Annotated in this window: 19 protein-coding genes and 1 other annotated feature; of the genes, 7 read left to right on the plus strand and 12 right to left on the minus strand. The window is 34.9% G+C overall.

Features of this window, described 5'->3' with window-relative positions; genetic code table 11:
• Positions 1–63: 63 nt before the first annotated feature.
• From tyrS to FHY60_RS11080, 3 genes are all read right to left on the minus strand, one after another.
• Positions 64–1,284, minus strand: coding sequence for a tyrosine--tRNA ligase (gene tyrS / locus FHY60_RS11070; RefSeq protein WP_139905070.1), 1,221 nt, complete (start codon positions 1,282–1,284; stop codon positions 64–66).
• Positions 1,285–1,513: 229 nt separating this feature from the next.
• Positions 1,514–1,924, minus strand: coding sequence for a hypothetical protein (locus tag FHY60_RS11075; protein WP_139905072.1), 411 nt, complete (start codon positions 1,922–1,924; stop codon positions 1,514–1,516).
• 123 nt (positions 1,925–2,047) lie between these two features.
• On the minus strand, positions 2,048–3,208 hold the full coding sequence (locus tag FHY60_RS11080) for an AlbA family DNA-binding domain-containing protein (protein ID WP_139905074.1): 1,161 nt from the start codon (positions 3,206–3,208) through the stop codon (positions 2,048–2,050).
• A gap of 138 nt (positions 3,209–3,346) precedes the next feature.
• Between FHY60_RS11080 and FHY60_RS11085 the strand changes: the two genes are divergently transcribed.
• Both FHY60_RS11085 and FHY60_RS11090 read left to right on the plus strand, forming a co-directional pair.
• A complete protein-coding gene (locus tag FHY60_RS11085) occupies positions 3,347–4,633 on the plus strand; it encodes a DUF1576 domain-containing protein (RefSeq protein WP_139905075.1) in 1,287 nt (428 codons plus the stop codon).
• On the plus strand, positions 4,630–4,971 hold the full coding sequence (locus FHY60_RS11090) for a hypothetical protein (protein ID WP_139905077.1): 342 nt from the start codon (positions 4,630–4,632) through the stop codon (positions 4,969–4,971). Before FHY60_RS11085 ends, FHY60_RS11090 begins: the two co-directional genes overlap by 4 nt.
• A gap of 151 nt (positions 4,972–5,122) precedes the next feature.
• Here the strand turns inward: FHY60_RS11090 and FHY60_RS11095 are convergent, their stop codons facing one another.
• The 4 genes from FHY60_RS11095 to FHY60_RS11110 form a co-directional block, all read right to left on the minus strand.
• Positions 5,123–6,199: a sensor domain-containing diguanylate cyclase gene (locus tag FHY60_RS11095; RefSeq protein WP_243122136.1), complete on the minus strand. Its 1,077-nt coding sequence runs from the start codon at positions 6,197–6,199 to the stop codon at positions 5,123–5,125.
• A gap of 47 nt (positions 6,200–6,246) precedes the next feature.
• A complete protein-coding gene (locus tag FHY60_RS11100) occupies positions 6,247–6,738 on the minus strand; it encodes a YajQ family cyclic di-GMP-binding protein (protein ID WP_139905081.1) in 492 nt (163 codons plus the stop codon).
• A gap of 126 nt (positions 6,739–6,864) precedes the next feature.
• Positions 6,865–7,974 carry a Ger(x)C family spore germination protein gene (locus FHY60_RS11105; protein WP_139905083.1) on the minus strand — a complete coding sequence of 370 codons (1,110 nt, stop codon included), beginning with the start codon at positions 7,972–7,974 and terminating at the stop codon, positions 6,865–6,867.
• Positions 7,971–9,371, minus strand: coding sequence for a spore germination protein (locus tag FHY60_RS11110; RefSeq protein WP_139905085.1), 1,401 nt, complete (start codon positions 9,369–9,371; stop codon positions 7,971–7,973). The genes FHY60_RS11105 and FHY60_RS11110 overlap by 4 nt, the downstream gene beginning before the upstream one ends.
• A 143-nt stretch (positions 9,372–9,514) precedes the next feature.
• Between FHY60_RS11110 and FHY60_RS11115 the strand changes: the two genes are divergently transcribed.
• The 3 genes from FHY60_RS11115 (at position 9,515) to FHY60_RS17940 (ending at position 11,237) form a co-directional block, all read left to right on the plus strand.
• On the plus strand, positions 9,515–10,588 hold the full coding sequence (locus FHY60_RS11115) for a GerAB/ArcD/ProY family transporter (protein ID WP_139905087.1): 1,074 nt from the start codon (positions 9,515–9,517) through the stop codon (positions 10,586–10,588).
• Between the two features lie 182 nt (positions 10,589–10,770).
• Positions 10,771–10,938: a zinc-ribbon domain-containing protein gene (locus tag FHY60_RS11120; RefSeq protein WP_139905088.1), complete on the plus strand. Its 168-nt coding sequence runs from the start codon at positions 10,771–10,773 to the stop codon at positions 10,936–10,938.
• Between the two features lie 143 nt (positions 10,939–11,081).
• Positions 11,082–11,237 carry a DUF5670 family protein gene (locus FHY60_RS17940; protein WP_180375397.1) on the plus strand — a complete coding sequence of 52 codons (156 nt, stop codon included), beginning with the start codon at positions 11,082–11,084 and terminating at the stop codon, positions 11,235–11,237.
• A gap of 52 nt (positions 11,238–11,289) precedes the next feature.
• Here FHY60_RS17940 and FHY60_RS11125 read toward each other — a convergent pair whose 3' ends face one another.
• Positions 11,290–12,882 carry a peptide chain release factor 3 gene (locus FHY60_RS11125; RefSeq protein ID WP_139905090.1) on the minus strand — a complete coding sequence of 531 codons (1,593 nt, stop codon included), beginning with the start codon at positions 12,880–12,882 and terminating at the stop codon, positions 11,290–11,292.
• A 215-nt stretch (positions 12,883–13,097) separates the two neighbouring features.
• On the opposite strand from FHY60_RS11125, the gene yidA reads away from it, so the two are divergent.
• Positions 13,098–13,910, plus strand: coding sequence for a sugar-phosphatase (gene yidA / locus FHY60_RS11130; protein ID WP_139905092.1), 813 nt, complete (start codon positions 13,098–13,100; stop codon positions 13,908–13,910).
• Between the two features lie 151 nt (positions 13,911–14,061).
• Here yidA and FHY60_RS11135 read toward each other — a convergent pair whose 3' ends face one another.
• The gene (locus FHY60_RS11135) at positions 14,062–15,447 is read right to left on the minus strand and encodes a sensor histidine kinase (RefSeq protein ID WP_139905094.1); all 1,386 of its coding nucleotides are present in this window, start codon (positions 15,445–15,447) and stop codon (positions 14,062–14,064) included.
• Complete coding sequence (locus tag FHY60_RS11140) at positions 15,448–16,152, minus strand: response regulator transcription factor (protein ID WP_139905096.1); 705 nt, start codon at positions 16,150–16,152, stop codon at positions 15,448–15,450.
• Positions 16,153–16,286: 134 nt separating this feature from the next.
• Here FHY60_RS11140 and lgt point away from each other — a divergent pair, with 134 nt between their 5' ends.
• Positions 16,287–17,066, plus strand: coding sequence for a prolipoprotein diacylglyceryl transferase (gene lgt, locus FHY60_RS11145; RefSeq protein WP_139905098.1), 780 nt, complete (start codon positions 16,287–16,289; stop codon positions 17,064–17,066).
• Between the two features lie 28 nt (positions 17,067–17,094).
• Here lgt and trpS read toward each other — a convergent pair whose 3' ends face one another.
• Together trpS and FHY60_RS11155 are read right to left on the minus strand one after the other, a co-directional pair.
• Positions 17,095–18,099, minus strand: coding sequence for a tryptophan--tRNA ligase (gene trpS / locus FHY60_RS11150; RefSeq protein ID WP_139905100.1), 1,005 nt, complete (start codon positions 18,097–18,099; stop codon positions 17,095–17,097).
• Between the two features lie 64 nt (positions 18,100–18,163).
• Positions 18,164–18,388, minus strand: a binding site (T-box leader).
• A gap of 68 nt (positions 18,389–18,456) precedes the next feature.
• Positions 18,457–18,831, minus strand: a complete 375-nt coding sequence (locus FHY60_RS11155; RefSeq protein ID WP_139905102.1) for a desulfoferrodoxin — start codon at positions 18,829–18,831, stop codon at positions 18,457–18,459.
• Between the last annotated feature and the right edge of the window lie 80 nt (positions 18,832–18,911).

The raw sequence follows: 18,911 nt of genomic DNA on the forward strand, positions 1-18,911 counted from the left end.
TAATAAAACAGAATAAATTTAGTGCTTAATTAAAATATGCCCGCAGCTATGCAGGCATATTTATTATTCTAATACTATTCTATTGTAATTTTTCTTTCCTCTCTTAATAAGAACAAAGCCCTGTGCAAAGTCTTCTTCTATGAGTGCTCTATTTATATCAGTAACCTTAGCGTCATTTATGCTGAGGCCATTCTGTTGTATTAATCTTCTTCCTTCACCTTTAGATGGTAATATTTTTAATTCCACAAGCACATCCAGTAGACTCATATTTAACATAGCCCTATTAATTGTATTTGTTGGTACATTTTCTAAGTTTCCTGCACCACTAAATAATGCTTCAGCAGCAGACCTAGCTTTTTCAGCTTCCTCTTCGCCATGAATAATCTTGGTAACCTCATAAGCAAGTACCTTTTTAGCTTCATTTATTTCAGCATCTTTAAGAGCTCCCAATCTTCTTACCTCGTGCATTGGAAGGAAGGTCAATAGTGCCAGACATTTTTCTACATCTGCGTCATTAACATTTCTCCAGTACTGATAAAACTCATAAGGAGAAGTCCTATTCTTATCTAACCAAACCGCTCCCTTTTCAGTCTTGCCCATCTTTTTACCTTCAGAATTTGTTAAGAGAGTAAAGGTCATACCATAGGCCGGCTTTCCTTCTTTTCTTCTTATGAGGTCAACACCGGCAAGTATGTTTGACCATTGGTCATCTCCACCTAATTCCATTACACAGCCATATTTTCTGTTTAGCTCTAAAAAGTCATATCCCTGCATTAACATATAGTTAAATTCAAGGAAGGATAGTCCTTTTTCCAATCTCTGCTTAAAACACTCTGCAGTTAACATTTTATTAACTGAAAAATGAACACCTATTTCTCTAATAAAGTTCACATAGTTAAGATCCAATAACCAATCTGCATTATTCAGCATATAGGCCTTACCATCAGAAAAATCAATAAGTCTGGACATCTGCTCTTTAAAACAGTTTCCATTATGCTCAATTTCTTCTCTTGTCATCATCCTTCTCATGTCTGTCTTACCGGTTGGGTCGCCAATCATGGCAGTTCCTCCACCAATTAGGGCAATAGGAATATGGCCTGCCTTTTGCATGTGGGCCATAACCATCAATTGAAGAAAATGACCAACATGTAAACTATCTGCAGTAGGGTCAAAGCCTATGTAAAAGGTTACCTTTTCTTTCTCCAATAATTCTTTTATTTCAGCTTCATGAGTAAGCTGTTTAACATATCCTCTCTCAAGGAGAACGTCATAAATGCTTGACATCATTTTACCTCCATCTATTTATGTATATTGTAAACATAGTTAAATATAGTATATAATTTATCATAATTTTTATCAACAGCTATACATTAATTTCCCTATTAATATATAAAATAAGTCTATAAATTTTAAAAGGGGCTTCAAAAGCCCCTTTTAAATAAATAATTTATATGAATTTATAATATAATTGGCCCATTGACCTCCTTATTTTCTAAATAATTATCCTAAAATATTAAGCGGCGTACTTTTTGATGAATTCCGGTAATTCTTCACTTTCATGATTTATGTTTATATATATCTGTAACCCAAATTTAGTGCTTAGTGCTTCAAGCTGCAAAAACAAATGTGCCGCATCACTTACATTTCCGGACACAATATTAAACAAACCATCAATAAAAATGGTCTCAATATCGTAATCCTCTGAGAGCATGCCGCACAGAAATCCATAAAAACTGTTATAATCTTTTAGTGAGAAGTCATCTGTAGAAATAAATCTTATTCTTCTGTCCAATTCTAACATAGGTCGCTTGTCATCATCGATATACACGATATTTCCCTTAGTGCTGCCAACGCATTCGTTAGCCATGGCAATTAAATTTTTTGTCTTTCCAGAGCCTCTTTTCCCGCAAAATACTTGAATCATGATAAACACCCCTTTATAATTTTTAGGTATCTATTATATATAAATATTATATAATATTCTGAATTTTTCCGCAATACAAAACCCCCAATTCATGTAAATGTTATCATATTGTTCACAATTCCATTAACTTATGGTAAAATTCCTTACACCGGGATATATTACCTTAAAGGAATTACTGTCATAAGAATTAATAAATTTAACTTTACCTTTGTTTCTAAAGGCCTTTTTCATTATGGTAAATCCTCTGCCGTTCTGCAGGAACCTAATGCCACCATCCAGGGTTATCATTTTCTCATAGATCCACATATTTCTTTTAAAATACTCAAAGTTTTTTTGATTGTGGAAACTCCCTCTGATAAGATTACCTGGATTGCTGACAACGATACTGTTGTAACCTATAACCACTTCGATTTCTCTGTAAAAGGAAGTATAATCTCTATACAGGACAGCATTTTTAATGCCTTCCACAATGGCATAGCTGGGAAATTGTTCAGGAAGGATATCTTTAATTATCCTCTCACTTTCATCAATAATTGTCATTAAGTTTCCTTGCACTATATATACCTTAGGAATATTTTCTCTTATATTATTCACTATTCTTACCATATTATGTGGTATATATACACTATTTATATCCGAGAAAACCAGTAGCCCACCAAGAGTTACTACTGTTTTATAGGTTTCTCTATCTTTTATAGTAATGCCGGCACTTTCCATTAAAAAATCTCTATTCTCATCATTTGTCTCTATTCCCTTGGACTTAAAATATCTATGAACTATGTCCATATTTAAGCACTCTACCGAACTTTTAAGAATTGGGCAGGTTTCAACATTTAGGTTCAGACTTTCCTGAAGTGCAGACACCAATTCCTGCTTTCTCATAGTATCGGTGGTAGATCCCCTTCTTATATAAAAGGCCCCATGCTCTCTTACCTGATAAGGTCTCTGATCTCCGTTATATATAGTAATAACAGCCAGTTGCTTTCCATATAAATTAAATATATCCAGAGATATTGGTATAGGTGGCTCACATCTGGAACTTACAATTTGCTGCAGCATTTCCTCTGAAGGGAACTTCCCTTCTTCAATACCAATAACGGAGTGGGTCTTATCCTCAACACCTACTACTATATAGCCTCTTCCCCCTTTAGAATTAGCAATGGCGCAAACATCCTTAGCAAGTTCTTTTTTTCCTGTTTCCGTTTCTAAATCAAGTTTAAGTTTAAAATCAAGCTTACGACCTTCATTTTTCTTTATGAGGTTCATGAGTTTTTTCTTATCCATTATCCAATCCCCTCTCTTAAATTGAAATATATGTATATATATTATTATATTACGTAATAAAATTTATTGATAGCAAAAGAATTTAATTTTAATTATAATATAATAGAAAATAGTTCTGTTTAATACTAATAGAAAGGAATGATTGTTATAGATCTATCATCTTCCGGACAGCCTACTGTCCCACAAACCTCTGACATGATAAAGTATGCCGTTCTATCAGCCTATGGATTCTCCTATGTTATTTTTGCTTTCTTTATTGATAGACCAGCAGAAATTTTCAATGGTATAAGAACAATAATTAGCCAAACTGATAAATTGATAACTGATTATTTTGTTGTAGGGGGTTTAGGTGCTTCATTTTTTAATGCCGGTATATTGACTTTGATATCTATACTCATCCTGTATCTTCAAGATATTAATATAACTGGTGTATCTATTGCTGCTATCTTTTTAATGTCGGGCTTTGGACTTTTTGGTAAAAATATCTTTAATGTTTGGCCTATACTTTTAGGAGTGTTTATTTATTCTAAAGTACAAAAAGAAAAGTTTTCGAAATATATATACATAGCCCTGTTTGGTACCAGCATGGCTCCCACTATATCTGAGCTAATATTCATTGGAGATGGAGCATCCTTCCAAAGATTTTGCCTGGGGATCTTCATTGGTGGGGTAATAGGATTCATTCTTCCCCCATTGTCAACTTACCTGTTAAGAGTGCATCAAGGTTATAATTTATATAACGTAGGTTTTACTGCAGGTATTATTACTACAGTTATGGTTTCATTGTTTAAATCCTATGGATTTGTTACTGAAACAAGGTTAATATGGTATACAGATAATAGTACAGCCTTAACTATATTTCTAATCTTATTATTTTCCTCAATGATAGTCGTAGGATATTATTTAAACGGCAGGTCCTTTAAAAATGTAAAGAATGTATTTTCATACTCCGGCAGGTTGATAACAGATTTCGTTCTGTTGGAAGGCTTTGGAGTAAGCTTGATAAATATGGGTGTCAACGGTTTTATAGGTATGCTATATATAATAATTGTAGGCGGTCCATTAAATGGTCCAACCTTAGGGGGTATTTTCACTATAGTTGGATTTAGTGCCTTTGGTAAACACTTAAAGAATATTATACCTATATTTATAGGCGTTTTATTGGGCAGCATGACAAAAACCTGGAATATTAACGATCCATCTATTCTTCTGGTTGCTCTTTTCGGCACAGGCCTTGCTCCTATTGCAGGACAGTTTGGATGGCAGTACGGAATATTAGCAGGTTTTATAAATTCTTCCGTTGCATTAAATGTTGGAGTTTTACACGGAGGCTTAAATCTATATAACACCGGCTTCTCCGCTGGTATAGTTGCAGCTTTCTTAATCCCAATTATTGAAGCATTCAGAAAGGATGTAGACCTATGAAACATATAAAGAAAAAAATTTCAAATATTATTGGTGAACTCACTATGTTCTTTTTCTCCATCGGAGCTACAGATATTTCTTTAGAATTGCAGGATAAAGATGAGAAGTTCATTCTTTATCTAAGATGCAACTACTCCGATGCTCAGGAAGCAAAGATAAGCAAACTAGTAAAAGCCCTGCAATGTCCAAAAGGTGAGGCCATAGAAGAGCATTATTGGGGACTGGCAGGTAATTCAGAATGGGATGTAGAGTTTACTCTTATAGGTGTGATGGTAGACGACTTCGAAATAACTTACAAGGATAATTTACTAAAGCTTATACTGGTAAAAAACAAGTAATTTCGAAGATTAAACCGCAAATTTAATAATGCGGGTCTTAATTATTGGTCTATATTAGTTATATAAAAGTTGAAACCACTGCTAAACATATGTTTAGCAGTGGTTTCAACTTTTATAGAGAACTATCTGCCACGGTATTTGTTTACAAATGTTAACTTCTGGAAGATACAACAATATTCCGTCCCATTTCCTTTGCTTTATATAGCATATCATCAGCACAACCCAATATTTCCTCCAGGTTTTTCCCATCCTCCGGGTAAAAACTTATACCAAAACTTGCAGTATTCCTCTTTGTCTGACCGCCATACTCTATGTCCTTCAAACTAATTTTCCGTCTAATTTCTTCTATTTTTTCATATACTGCTGAAAAAGTTTCTACCCTATCCAAATATATGACCAATTCCTCCCCTCCATACCGGGCCACAATATCATTTATATCAATGCTATCATGAACCAATTCAGCAATTTGCTTTAACACTTCATCGCCGAAGGGATGTCCATAAATATCGTTCACCTTTTTAAAATAATCCATGTCCATCATTACGACTGCAAATTTTTTGTCTTTCTCAGTCTTAATTATATTACTTACTCTATCAAAGAAATATCTTCTATTAAATATCCCCATCAGCGGATCTTTAATAGAACTTTCTCTTACCTTATTATAAAGAAAATTATTTTCTAACGCTATAGCGATTTGATTTGCGATAGAGGTAATAAATTTTATATGTTCATCACTAAAAAAATTCCACAAGGTATGTTCAACAATAAAATAGCCTATAAACTTGTCTCTTAAATGTATAGGTACACCAATTAATGAATGTATTTCGCTGCTACCATTTTCGCTTTCATAGATAGCATTTTCGGAATTTATTATAAAGGGCTCGTGATTTTCAAGAGCCCTCAATTTTTCTTCACTAACATAGTAACAATATTTTGTGGATTTATTAGTGGCTCGGATTTCTATTGTATCCTCTTCTTTTATATAAATTGAAGAATATGAGACTCCCAAAATACCCAGTATCATATCATTTATCATTGGTATAAGATTTTCATCCCCAAGATATGAATTTATGTATTTGCTTACCTCAATGATATTGGCCATCGCGTCAAGACTCTTTTCCAGCCTGATTATCTTCTCCATGGCCATCTGATAATTTCTCTCACTGAAATTTACATAGTCTCCATACTCTTTTAAAAGTTGCTCATACAACTCTTTGTAATTACTCATAAGCATTACCCCTAAAATTTTGTAGACCGTTCTTATGCAATCCGCATTTACCTATAATTTACAAACTGCAAATCCACACCAAAGTCCTTCGATTTTAACAGCTGTATGACAGCCTGAAGATCATCCTTATCTTTACCTGTTACCCTGACTTGATTCTCCATTATCTGCGCTTGCACTTTTATCTTACTACCTTTTATTTCTGCAACAATGTCTTTAGCCTTTTCTTTTGATATTCCCTTTACTATCTTAACATTTTGTCTCACAGTGCCCAGTGATGCCTTTTCAACCTTACCAAAATCTAAAGCTTTTACGGAAACGCCCCTCTTTATGCATTTTGCCTTCAGAATCTCAGTTGCAGCTTTAAGTTTAAATTCATCTTCTGTAGATATCTTTATTATATCATCATTTAAAACAAGCTCTGTCTTAGAATTTTTAAAGTCATATCTTTGGCCTATCTCTTTCATTGCTTGATTGACAGCATTATCTACTTCCTGCATATTAACTTCAGATACAATATCAAATGAATAATTACCTGCCATTTAACATCCCTCTTTTTAAAAGATATTTATATATCAGTGTCTGCATTAATGTATCTACAATAATGCACATATATACAATTATAATATTAATTTATTTTTTTCACATATTCAATAAGATTTTTAGATTTAGTAAAAATCTGTTTTAGTACTGCTGCCCTCAATATTTACATATGCTTTCACTTCTAATTGCGTAATAGTAATGGGATTATCAATATTAACTTTAGGATAGTATCTATGCAGTTCCTCTCCGATTTCAAAAATATCAATTTCCTTCAGGCTATATTCATCAAAAAGTTGTGAGATATATTTTTTAATATTCTCTTCTGCACTTCTTTCCAGTTTTGAAATATTCTCTTCACACATATTAAACATATATTGACTCTCTGCTAAACTTGTCTTTACGTTAATTATCTTTATTAGTTTTATCTTTTTACCGTCATATTTTATTTTCGTTTTTGTTTTGCTGCCCAATATTTCAAGAGTTATATAGCCCTGTGGACTATCAGGATTTGTAACCTCCAAAGTTCCGCTTTTTACCCTGTCCCTAAGAAAGTTATAGCTCTGTGTCTGTTGCCTCGGTATGTAATCTGTCATTTTATCATTTTGTATAACAGCCCCTCCATCAAGCTCTATCTTATCCATCAATGAATCTCTCTTTATTCTTAATGCTGGTATAACTTGGGTATTGGACTTTAAGTATCTGCTGTTTAAGAATTCATTGACATTTACTATAACTGCTCTGGAAGCATCCCCAATGGTGTTAATCAAAGTATCTACATATATTCCAAGATACTCCTCATCCTTAGGCTGTAATTTAAATAGGTCTTGTAAATCTCCTAAATACACGAAGACAAAGGGCCTTATCAAGAACTCCTGATCCCTGTCTATAAAGTCCAAAACTGGTTTTAACCCCTTTCTCGCTGCTCTTTCGCTGAAAATCAGAGCTTTATTTTGAGTGTAATTATGTTTAAATCCAGATGCCAAACTTAAATTTCTTATTGCTTCAAAAATCGTCTTACCTTCTATTTTATTAATAAGTCTTACCCCTTGCTCTGCCCCTTGGGCTGTACCCTTAAAAGGTTTAAAGGTCTCCGTGTATACAACTATATTATCATTTTCATCTATATCAATTAAGACAGCCAAATCAAACATCACTCTATTTATATCCCTGTAGTTGAAACATCCGGCAAAGAGAAAAACTACAGCAAAGAGCATTGATAATAATCGCATTTTCATTTTTTATCATTCCTTTTAAGTATATCTCTTGATATTGTTGATAGCTTTTTTCGGATGATGGTATCCTTCAGCCTGATTTTTTTATTTGTTCCTACGGGGTATAAGTATGGATAATTACAGGTTTTTAAACCACTTAGATGTGTTACCAGCATAAAGAACCCTATATAAACCCCGGGAAAGCCGTTAAAAGACCCAAATAAAATTAATATTAATGACCAAATTGTTATGCCGCCGTAAAGCTTTGGAATGAGAAAATAGCAAATGGATGATAGTGATACAATCAGCACAGTAGCCTGAGAAGTAATTCCGGCACCTACTGCTGCATCCCCCAGTATCAATGCTCCCACAATGCTCATCGCTTGACCAATTGGCTGTGGAAGCCTTATACCAGCCTCCTTTATAAGTTGAAAAAATAAAAACATAAGTAATACCTCTACTGTTGTGGGAAAGGGTACACCAGCCCGTGACACTGCTAACCTGAAGACGAATACTGTGGGTATAAGAGAGAAATGATGGGTCGTAATAGCTATATATGCTGCAGTTAAAAAGGTGGCAATAAAAAATGCACTCCATCGAATAATTCTTGATAGATTTGCATAGTAGCGGTTGATATAGTAATCATCTCCGGTCTGAAAATTCTCCACAAAAAAATATGGTACAGTAACCACATTGGGTGTTCCGTCCACTATGACAGCTACCCTTCCTTCCATTAGCTTGGAAGCTATCTTATCCGGTTTCTCACTATGCCCAATCACATCAAAAATAGTTTCCCCAGACTTTAAGACAGAGTCCACATAATTTGTGTCCAGAACAAAATCATAATTTATACTGTTAAGCTTATTTTTTACATACTGTAAGACTCCTTCATCTGCAATACTTTCTATATAACTAATCACTACTAAAGTCTGACTTTGCTCCCCCATAACTATATTTTCAAATTTAAGGTTAGGATTCCTTATTCTTCTTCTGATCAGTGCAATATTGTCTGCTAAACTTTCTGAAAAACCCTCCCTAGGCCCTTTAAGTACCGCTTCCGTCTCCGGTATGGTAATATTTCTTTTTGCAAATCCCTTTGCCTCGCAGAAAACTGCCTTGCTGAAGGACTCCATGATTATTACTACGTCACCTGAAAGTATATGTAAGAGAGCATCCTCCGGTGTCGTTACATCTCCCAAATTATTAGAATGTAAAATTTTCTCCTTTACTTCATCCATGGAAGCGATAGTTCCTTTATAATCAAGCAAAGGTTGAATGATAAATTCACTAATGGTCTTGGAGTCACACATATTATCTATAAATATCAGGCATGTTTTTGTGCCGGCTACAATTATATCTCTATACTTAACATCAAAGTTGTTGCTCAATTTATTCTTTATGTACTGAAGATAGATCTCCATAGTCATACCCCCTCTATGCTTCTTTTCCGTATAAATACTCCTGGTATTAGTATCTATCAATATTTGTTTAATATTCGTATTTCTGTCCATAATATATAAGATATAAAAGGAATATACTGATATTTACTTAGAGAGGTATATAAATGGAAAATATAAATTTATTTCACTTAATGTTTTTGATCTGGGGAACGTCAATAGTTTCCATGAAAACCAATATCACTACATTATTATCCTTGGCCGGCAGAGATACCTGGATAGCCGTGGGTATAGCTTCTGTTATAGCTCTGTTTTACTTAATATATGTTACCAATGTAATGCAAAAGACAAATAACTATGATATTGCCCACATCTATAGAAAAGCTCTGGGGAATACCTTAGGAAATATTCTTATTGTCTATTCATTATTGAATTTAATTCTAACACTTATAGAATGTGCCTCCGTTGAGGCAAGTGCCATGCATATAAATCTATTTATAGAAACACCCCAATGGTACCTTATACTTTTTTTTGTAATTCCTGCTATTTACAGCGTGAAGAAAGGCCTTTCTCCTATAGTAAACATATCAATAATCGGAGTTTGCTTTGCCATATTTGCGGGAATAAACCTGGTGATGCTTACAGCTCCCTATAAAAATTATAAATTCTTATTACCTATAATGGCAGATAACCTGAATACTCAGTTTATATTTGCCATTATCTCTACCTTAGGCTATTATGGAAGCATATTTCTGGTTTTCCCTTTTTTCAAATTCGTATCTAATAAAAATAAGCTTACAAGGTATAGCATCATTGGCTTTTTCTTTGTTATGCAAATGCATATAGTGTCTTCTGTAGGTACCATCGCTGCCTTTGGTCCCACAAGAGCAGCAAACTTGATCTTTCCCAAGCTTGTTCAAACACAGGAAATAAGACTCTTTGGATTTCTGGAAAGTGGTGAATTGTTTGTACTTTTCCAAATAATTGGCGGCTGGTTTGTTAAATACGTTATTACTTTTTTTGTAATTCGTGAGTTTCTTCGAAGTTTTAATGCTGACGGAAATTTCTTTATTTACTCAATTACCGGATTAGTAATCGCTGCATCTTATTTTATTTCTAGAGAATTTAAAATCTTATATAATGCTCTTTATATTCATTCCTATTTAAACTTTGCAGGCTTTATATGTGTACCGCTTATTGTCTTTACAATTTTTAAGATAAAAAATTCAAAAAGTAATTAATATGTACTTTTAGAAAAAATCTGTTTATTGTATTTAACATTATTGAAAATTATGTATTTTTTGATATAATAATTATGTAATATATTTTCGGGAAAAAATTATCATGACTATTACTTCCGCAAAATCCGGGAAAGTATTTAGTTCACGTATAATTATCCCTAAGATTTTGAGGAGGTATAACCATGGCTGACAAAAATATTGTATGTAAGGACTGTGGAAAGGAATTTGTATTCACAGAAGGAGAGCAAGCATTTTATAAAGAAAAAGGCTTCGAAAATGATCCTGTAAGATGTCCTGAATGCAGAAAAGCTAGAAAAGCTGAAAGAAATAACAGAGAAAAAAGATTTTAATGAATTTTAAGAGAGGTATAAACCTCTCTTTTTTAGTTAATAATTATTAACAGTATAAATAATTTTCCCATAAGCGAAGATACTATTAATAAAATGACAATTATTAAAATTATTACGGTTATAAAACATAAGGAGGGAAAGTTATGACGTTTCTAAGATGGTTAGGCGGTTTTGTAGTATTCTTCTGGATTCTTGGTTTATTATTCAGAATTGGTGGCTCCTTAATTAATATACTGTTGGTGGTAGCTGCTATTATATTTATAATAGATGTTATATTTGGAAAAAACAAAGCTAAATAAATATTAAAAAGCTTGCAGACCAGTATAATCTGCAAGCTTTTTAATTTATACCTTAATCGTTATTTTTACCGATATCTGATAGTATTACCCCTTTATTGTGGTCTAAAACCCAGTTTATCCCCCATTCGTTTTGGAATATTAAAAGATTTCTTTCCTTTAAGTCCTTTACTGGTTTAGTGTCACTGGTAATATTAAGTTTTTCTACATCGATGTCTTCATTTTCTATCCATCTGATATATCTGTATGGCAGTCTATCAATTCTAATATCAACACCATATTCATTCTTTAATCGATATTCTAAAACTTCAAACTGAAGTACACCTACTACTCCAACTATAACTTCTTCCATACCAATATACAATTCCTTAAAGACTTGTATAGCACCTTCCTGGGAAATCTGGGTAACGCCTTTGACAAACTGCTTTCTCTTCATTGTGTCCATGGGTCTTACCCTTGCAAAGTGCTCCGGAGCAAAAGTTGGAATACCTTCAAACTTAATCTTAGGCCCTTGGCATAATGTATCTCCTATGCTGAATATTCCCGGATCAAATACACCAATGATATCACCGGCATAAGCTTCCTCTACAATTTCTCTTTCCTGAGCCATAAACTGCTGAGGTTGAGCCAGTTTTATTTTATTCCCCCCCTGTACATGATATACTTCCATCCCTTTAGTAAATTTACCGGAACAAATCCTCATAAAAGCAATTCTATCACGGTGTGCAGGATTCATATTTGCCTGTATTTTGAATACAAAGGCTGAGAAATTTTCACTGAATACATCCACTTCACCTTCTGCAGTATTTCTTGGCAGCGGTAATTGAGTCATCTTCAAAAAGTGACGTAAAAAGGGCTCAACACCAAAGTTAGTCAAAGCACTGCCAAAGAATACCGGTGTAAGTTCTCCTGCCCTTACCTTTTCCAAATCAAATTCATCTCCGGCTATATCTAACAGTTCAATGTCCTCCATAAGCTTCTCATGAAGGGAACTTCCAAGTAAATCTTTAAATATTTCATCTTTTACATTTCCCTGAACAGCCTCAACTGCTGTTTGACCATGATTTCCACCATTAAAAACCTGTATTGTATTTTCATGTCTTTCATAAACTCCTTTGAAGTCAGCCCCGGAACCGATTGGCCAATTCATTGGATAGGACTTTATTCCAAGAACACTTTCAATCTCCTCCATCAATTCAAAAGGGTCTCTGCTTTCTCTATCCATTTTATTGATAAAGGTAAACACAGGTATACCTCTTAAACTGCATACATGGAACAGTTTTTTAGTCTGCTCTTCCACACCCTTTGCAGCATCTATCACCATTACGGCGCTGTCTGCAGCCATTAGAGTTCTGTAGGTATCCTCACTAAAGTCCTGGTGACCGGGAGTATCCAATATATTTATGCAATAACCGTCATAGTTAAACTGCATTACAGATGAGGTAACAGATATACCTCTTTGTTTTTCTATTTCCATCCAATCTGAAACCGCATGTCTTGAAGCCTTTCTAGCCTTAACAGAACCCGCCAGTCTTATGGCACCTCCGTATAGAAGAAGCTTTTCTGTAAGTGTCGTCTTACCGGCGTCGGGATGTGATATTATGGCAAAGGTTCTTCTTCTCTCTATTTCTCTTATCAAATCCGTCACGTTTTCTCTCCTCTTTCTATCCAATTTATAAATTTATAATTAATATGTTATAATTATAAATTACATATTTTCACCTAAAACTATTTCATTGTTCGACCTTATTTGATATAATCCCAATGTACAGTGATTATATCAATATTTGAAGTTCTTATAAACTTTATAAATTATAACAGTTTCATAGCAATTATACAACCTTAAATTTAGGAGGATAAATTATGTACAAGTTACTTGCTCTAGATATGGATGGAACCCTGCTCAGAAAAGATAAAACTATTTCTGATAGAACTCTAAAGGCACTTTCTGCTGCCAGAAAAAAAGGAGTAAAAGTTGTTCTTGCCACTGGAAGGCCTGTTAGAGGTATAAAAAAGTATCTTGCTTATTTGGGACTTGATAGAGATGATGAATACGCCGTAACCTTTAATGGTTCCGCTGTTCAAACAGGTAAGTCCGGCAACATGCTTTTCGAAAAATTTATTACCGGAGCAGACCTACATCAAGTTTATGAATTAAGTCTCCAGCACGGAGTACATATCCACGCCTTTACCGAAAAAGGCCAGCTTATTACTCCGGTGCTAAATAAGTATACCGGTGTTGAATCTGAAATTAACGATATAGATATCCACGTAAAAGACTTTAAAGAAATTAAACCTGAGGATAAGATAATAAAGGTCATGCTGGTGGATGAACCTGAAAAGTTAGACCTGGTATATAGCAAGCTTCCAAAAGAGCTTTTCACTAAGTTTTCCATAATGAGAAGCGCACCAATTTTTCTTGAATTCTTAAACCCTGAAACCAATAAAGGATTAGGCCTATCAGTATTAAGCAAAGAACTGGGCATAAGCAAAGACGAAGTCATTGCTGTAGGAGATGCGGGTAACGATATTGCTATGATAAAGTACGCCGGTCTTGGGGTAGCCATGGGCAATGCCTTTCCGGAAGTAAAGGAAATAGCTGATTATGTTACAGTGACAAATGACGAGGATGGCGTAGCAGAAGTAATCGAAAAATTCATATTAAACCAAGCATAATAAATATTTAACACGGAATCCTCAGAGAGAACACTGAAGACGCGGAAGAGTATTTTTATATATGAATAATTATGGTGGAAATTCAGCACTGCTGAATTTCCACCATAATTATTCATTACTCATTATTCATTAAAAAGATACTTCGCACTTTTTAATCCGGTAATGCAACGGTAAAGGCTGTTCCCTCTCCAATGGTGCTTTCTACTCCTATACATCCGCCATGAGCCTCAACTATAGCCTTTGATATGGTTAAACCAATCCCTGCTCCACCGGTAATTCGGCTTCTGGACTTATCTACTCTGTAGAATCTTTCGAATATATGCGGCAAATCCTCTTTGGAAATACCTACTCCATTATCCTTTACATACAGTAAGGCGGTTTTTCCCTCCTTTTTAATTTCTATCTCAACCTTACCCTTTTCCGGTGTATATTTTAGTGCATTAGAAAGCAGATTGATGATAACCTGACTAAGCTTATCCCGGTCTGCGTTAATCCAGACATCTTTTCTTTTGAAGACAATTTCTATCCCTTTGTTCATATAATCCGCTTCAAAGTTCAACAGAATGCTCTGCACTAATTCTGCTAAATCAAATCTACTTTTGGTAATGTTTAAATTATCATTTTCATACTGAGCCAGCTTTTCAAGGTCTCCAACCATTCTATTAATTCTCATTATTTCCTCATGACAGCTTTTCAATCTGTCTGCTGTTGGGTCCCATACCCCATCAATCATAGCTTCCATATGACTTTGAAGGGTTGCCAAAGGGGTTCTAAGTTCATGGGCTACATCAGCTGTAAGTCTCTTTCTGAGAAGTTCCTGTTTTTCAAGGTAATCTGCCATCTTATTTACAGAATGGATAAGATTTATTATTTCAGTTGTACTGCTTTTCTCTGTTATTCTGTTTTTATAGTTCCCTTTCGTTACAGCTTCAGCAGACTTTATAACCTTTTCGATAGGCTTACTGAGGCCCTGCGCCATTATAATGCCGGCGATAATTGATAGTAATAGCGAAATGCCTCCTACGGTTATAAAAATCTTATTAAGGGTTTCCAGGAAAATCAAATCATGATCTGTATAATAAAAAGGGCCATAATATCCTATCTCAACGTTACCGATAAAGGAGCCTTTATATTCCATTGTGTAAGTTTCTTTAACAAAACCGCCTTGCCAATCAGGGTATCTTGACATCATATTTTTTGAAAAGTGTGCTATCAAAGCTTCGCATCTGCCGTGGTTATGCTGTTCTGCATCCCATAAAAATTCTCCGGAGGCATCAGTTATTTTTAAAATTAAGCCATTTTCCAAGGCATCAATGCCGATTCTTTCAATGATGCTTATATTCCAGCTTCCGTCATTGTTGTATTGCTCATTGACAGCATGAACAACATCCTTACTCTTTCTCTGATGCTCATCCATTATATAGTTATTAAAAAGTCTTACCAGAAACATATTACTCATTATACTGATGAGAAGTACACTTAAGGACGCTATAAAAATGTATGAGAAAATTAGCTTTCCGCTTAAACTTTTTGACATTTATTCACCGCCAAATTTATATCCAACGCCATGCACAGTTAAAATGTATTTTGGCTCTTTTGGATTACTTTCTATTTTTTGTCTTAGATTCTTAACATGAGTGTCAATAACTCTGTCAATCCCTTCATAGTCATATCCCAGCGCTCTGCAAACCAGCTCTTCTCTTGAAAAAGCCTTTTTGGGATACTGTATCATGCTGACCAGTATTTTATATTCAGAGTTGGTAAGGCTAACAACCTCCCCCTGTTTCTTTACCTCATGCTTCAAATCATCTACTATTAGGTCTCCATCATTAAAGGAATATATATTTGATAACAATCTTACATCTTCCTCAGTCCTTCTCAAAAGGGCCATTACTCTTGCAACAAGCTGCCTTGGGCTGAAGGGTTTAGTGACATAGTCATCAGCTCCGATGTTAAAACAGTGCAGGATACTCTGTTCATCTGCCTTTGCTGTCAGTATTATAATAGGAACTCTTGAAATACTCCTTAATCGCATGCAAATTTCTTCTCCATTGACACCGGGTAACATTAAATCTAAAATTACCAGAGTGGGATTAATTTGTTCAAACAACTCAAAGGCTGCACTTCCGTCTGTGCATATATGTACTTCAAACTCCTCTTTCTCCAGATAAGATTGTATAACTTCAGTAATTTTCTCCTCGTCTTCTATAATCAGAATCTTCTTTTTTACTGAATTTAACATCAAATCACCCCTTAACCATCAACTATAAAGATATTATCATTAAATTATGAAAATTTTATAAAGAAATCTTCATTTCTTCTCCATAATAGTTTATTATGATATATAAAGCAATAAAATATAAGGAGCTGATATTTATGAATCCTGTGGCCTTTACTCTCTTCGGCTTTGAAGTGAGATGGTATGGAATATTAATTTCTCTGGGAATGATTATGGCTGTATTCTTATCTTCTCTAGTGTGCAAATGGAGGGATGTAGAGTTTGATCCATTGTTGGATGTGGCTCTCATTGCTATTCCCTTTGGTATTGTTGGTGCCAGACTTTACTATGTTATCATGGAATTTGACCAATACAAAGATAACCTATGGGAAGTTTTTAATCTACGTGGTGGCGGATTAGCTATACACGGCGGTGTTATGCTAGCCATGCTGGCTGCTTATCTCTACACACGCCGTAAAAAATACGATTTCGTTTCAATGGCAGATGTGGCAGCGCCCTGTATAATTGCTGCTCAGGCTATAGGCCGTTGGGGTAACTTCTTCAACAGTGAAGCTCACGGCGGTGAGGTAAGCAAGGAATTTATAAGTAAATTCCCGGAATTCATTCAAAAGGGCATGTACATAAACGGTGCCTATTATCATCCAACTTTCTTATATGAATCTCTTTGGAATATTGCAGTTTGTGCTGTATTGCTGCTATTGCTAAAGAACAATAAAACTAAGGGGATAGGTATATTCTCATATATGGGTTTATACTCTATTGGTAGATATTTTATTGAAGGCTTAAGAACAGACAGTCTAATGGTTGGTCCCTTCAGAGTAGCTCAATTAGTGAGCATTGCAGGCATTGCTTTATGGATTGGCTTCCTAATTTACACAAAGGTAACAAGTAAATCAAAAACAAAAGCAGCGGAGTAAACGCTGCTTTTTGTTGGACGCAATTTCATTATTTAGCCGGAGGTATAAAACCTATCTTCTTCTGCATCTTTCTCAGAGTCTTAAGTGCCATATATTGAGCCTTTTCTGCACCTGCCTTGTAAACACTCTCAAGATAGTCCTTGTCTGCAAGAATTTCTTTAACCCTCTTTTGAATGGGTTCCAGTTCAGCAATAATTGCATCTGCTACATCCTTTTTAAACTCTGCATAGCCTTTTCCTGCATATTTCTTTTCTATTTCCTCTGCAGTAGTACCGGATAAGGAAATCAATATATTCATAAGATTTTTTACTCCGGGCTGCTCATCACTATAGTGTACTTCACCAACACTGTCTGTTACTGCCCTGTTTATCTTTTTACGGATAACCTCAGGCGGATCCATAATTAATATATATCCGTTAGGATTTTCATCAGATTTAGACATCTTCTTGCTGGGATCCTGAAGATCCATAATCTTTTGTCCGGTAGTTGCTATATATGGTTCCGGTATAGTAAATGTTGGGCTGTATAAGTTGTTAAATCTGTTTGCTATATCTCTGGCTAATTCCACATGCTGTTTTTGATCCTTTCCAACCGGAACCAGGTCTGTATTATATATGAGTATATCTGCAGCCATAAGCACAGGGTAATTGAATAATCCTGCACTGATACTGTCACCATACCTTTGAGCCTTATCTTTATATTGAGTCATTCTGCTAAGCTCACCCATATAGGTATAGCAGTTTAATAGCCATCCTCCCTCACTGTGAGCAGGTACATGAGATTGGATAAACAAAGTACTCTTCTGCGGATCTATTCCGGAAGCGATATAGATTGCCAATACTTCCAAGGTCCTTTGTCTAAGCTCTTTAGGTTCCTGTCTTACTGTTATTGCATGCAAGTCTACAACGCAGTATAGGCATTCATAGTCGTCCTGAAGCTTGACCCAATTTTTTATGGCTCCTATATAATTTCCCAGTGTAAGGTCGCCGGAAGGCTTTATTCCACTGAATATGACCTTTTTTCTTTTGTCCATTTAAATCCCTCCAAAAATATAAAATAAAACTATAATTTTAAAATAAAACACCCTATGGACAAAACCATAGGGCGTTAAACCGCGGTACCACCTAATTCGAGAAGCTGTTGCTTCTCCTCCACGAGATATAAATCTCAGCCTCTGTAACGGGAGGTCCGTAAAAGACTACTATAGTTTCATCTTTAATCTCCAAGACCCATTCAATTCATACATGGCTGCCGCTTCCCACCCACTGCGGCTCTCTTTGAACCTGTTTATGAACCTACTTGCTTCTCTTCAATGATTATAAAAATATTCTCTTTATTAAAATAGTATAACTATTAAGTAAATCTGTCAATATATTGAATATTTAATTGATCAAGCTTTCCAAAGTCCGTGAAGATTGCAGTATTCTCTGACAGTTCTTACATCTTCATCAATTTCGAAGAAGGCCTGTGGCTTATCACCTGGCTTTAAGTCCTTTCTGAAGGTCTTTGTATCTGTGATAACTTCTATCCACATAATGTAATGTTCTTCCGTCATTGGATGCTCAACTGAGCCAACAGTTACCTGTACTCCACCATCTACTTTTTCTACCACAGGTATATGCTTTTCCTTGGCTGCATCCACTGTATTTTCCTTTAAAGCCTTCATTGGCTGATCGCAGCAATGTAATGGACCATCACCATTATTGATCACTTCAATAAGATTCCTGCAAACCTCGCATTTATAAATTTCATGTTTAGCTGACATTATTATTCCTCCCTCTAACATTAAAATAGTTAACAATAATAATTATTCTACATTTTATCTTTATATCCTTGCCATGTGAT

Origin of the sequence: Clostridium thermarum (genome assembly GCF_006351925.1) — a bacterium.
Taxonomy (GTDB): domain Bacteria; phylum Bacillota; class Clostridia; order Clostridiales; family Clostridiaceae; genus Clostridium_AU; species Clostridium_AU thermarum.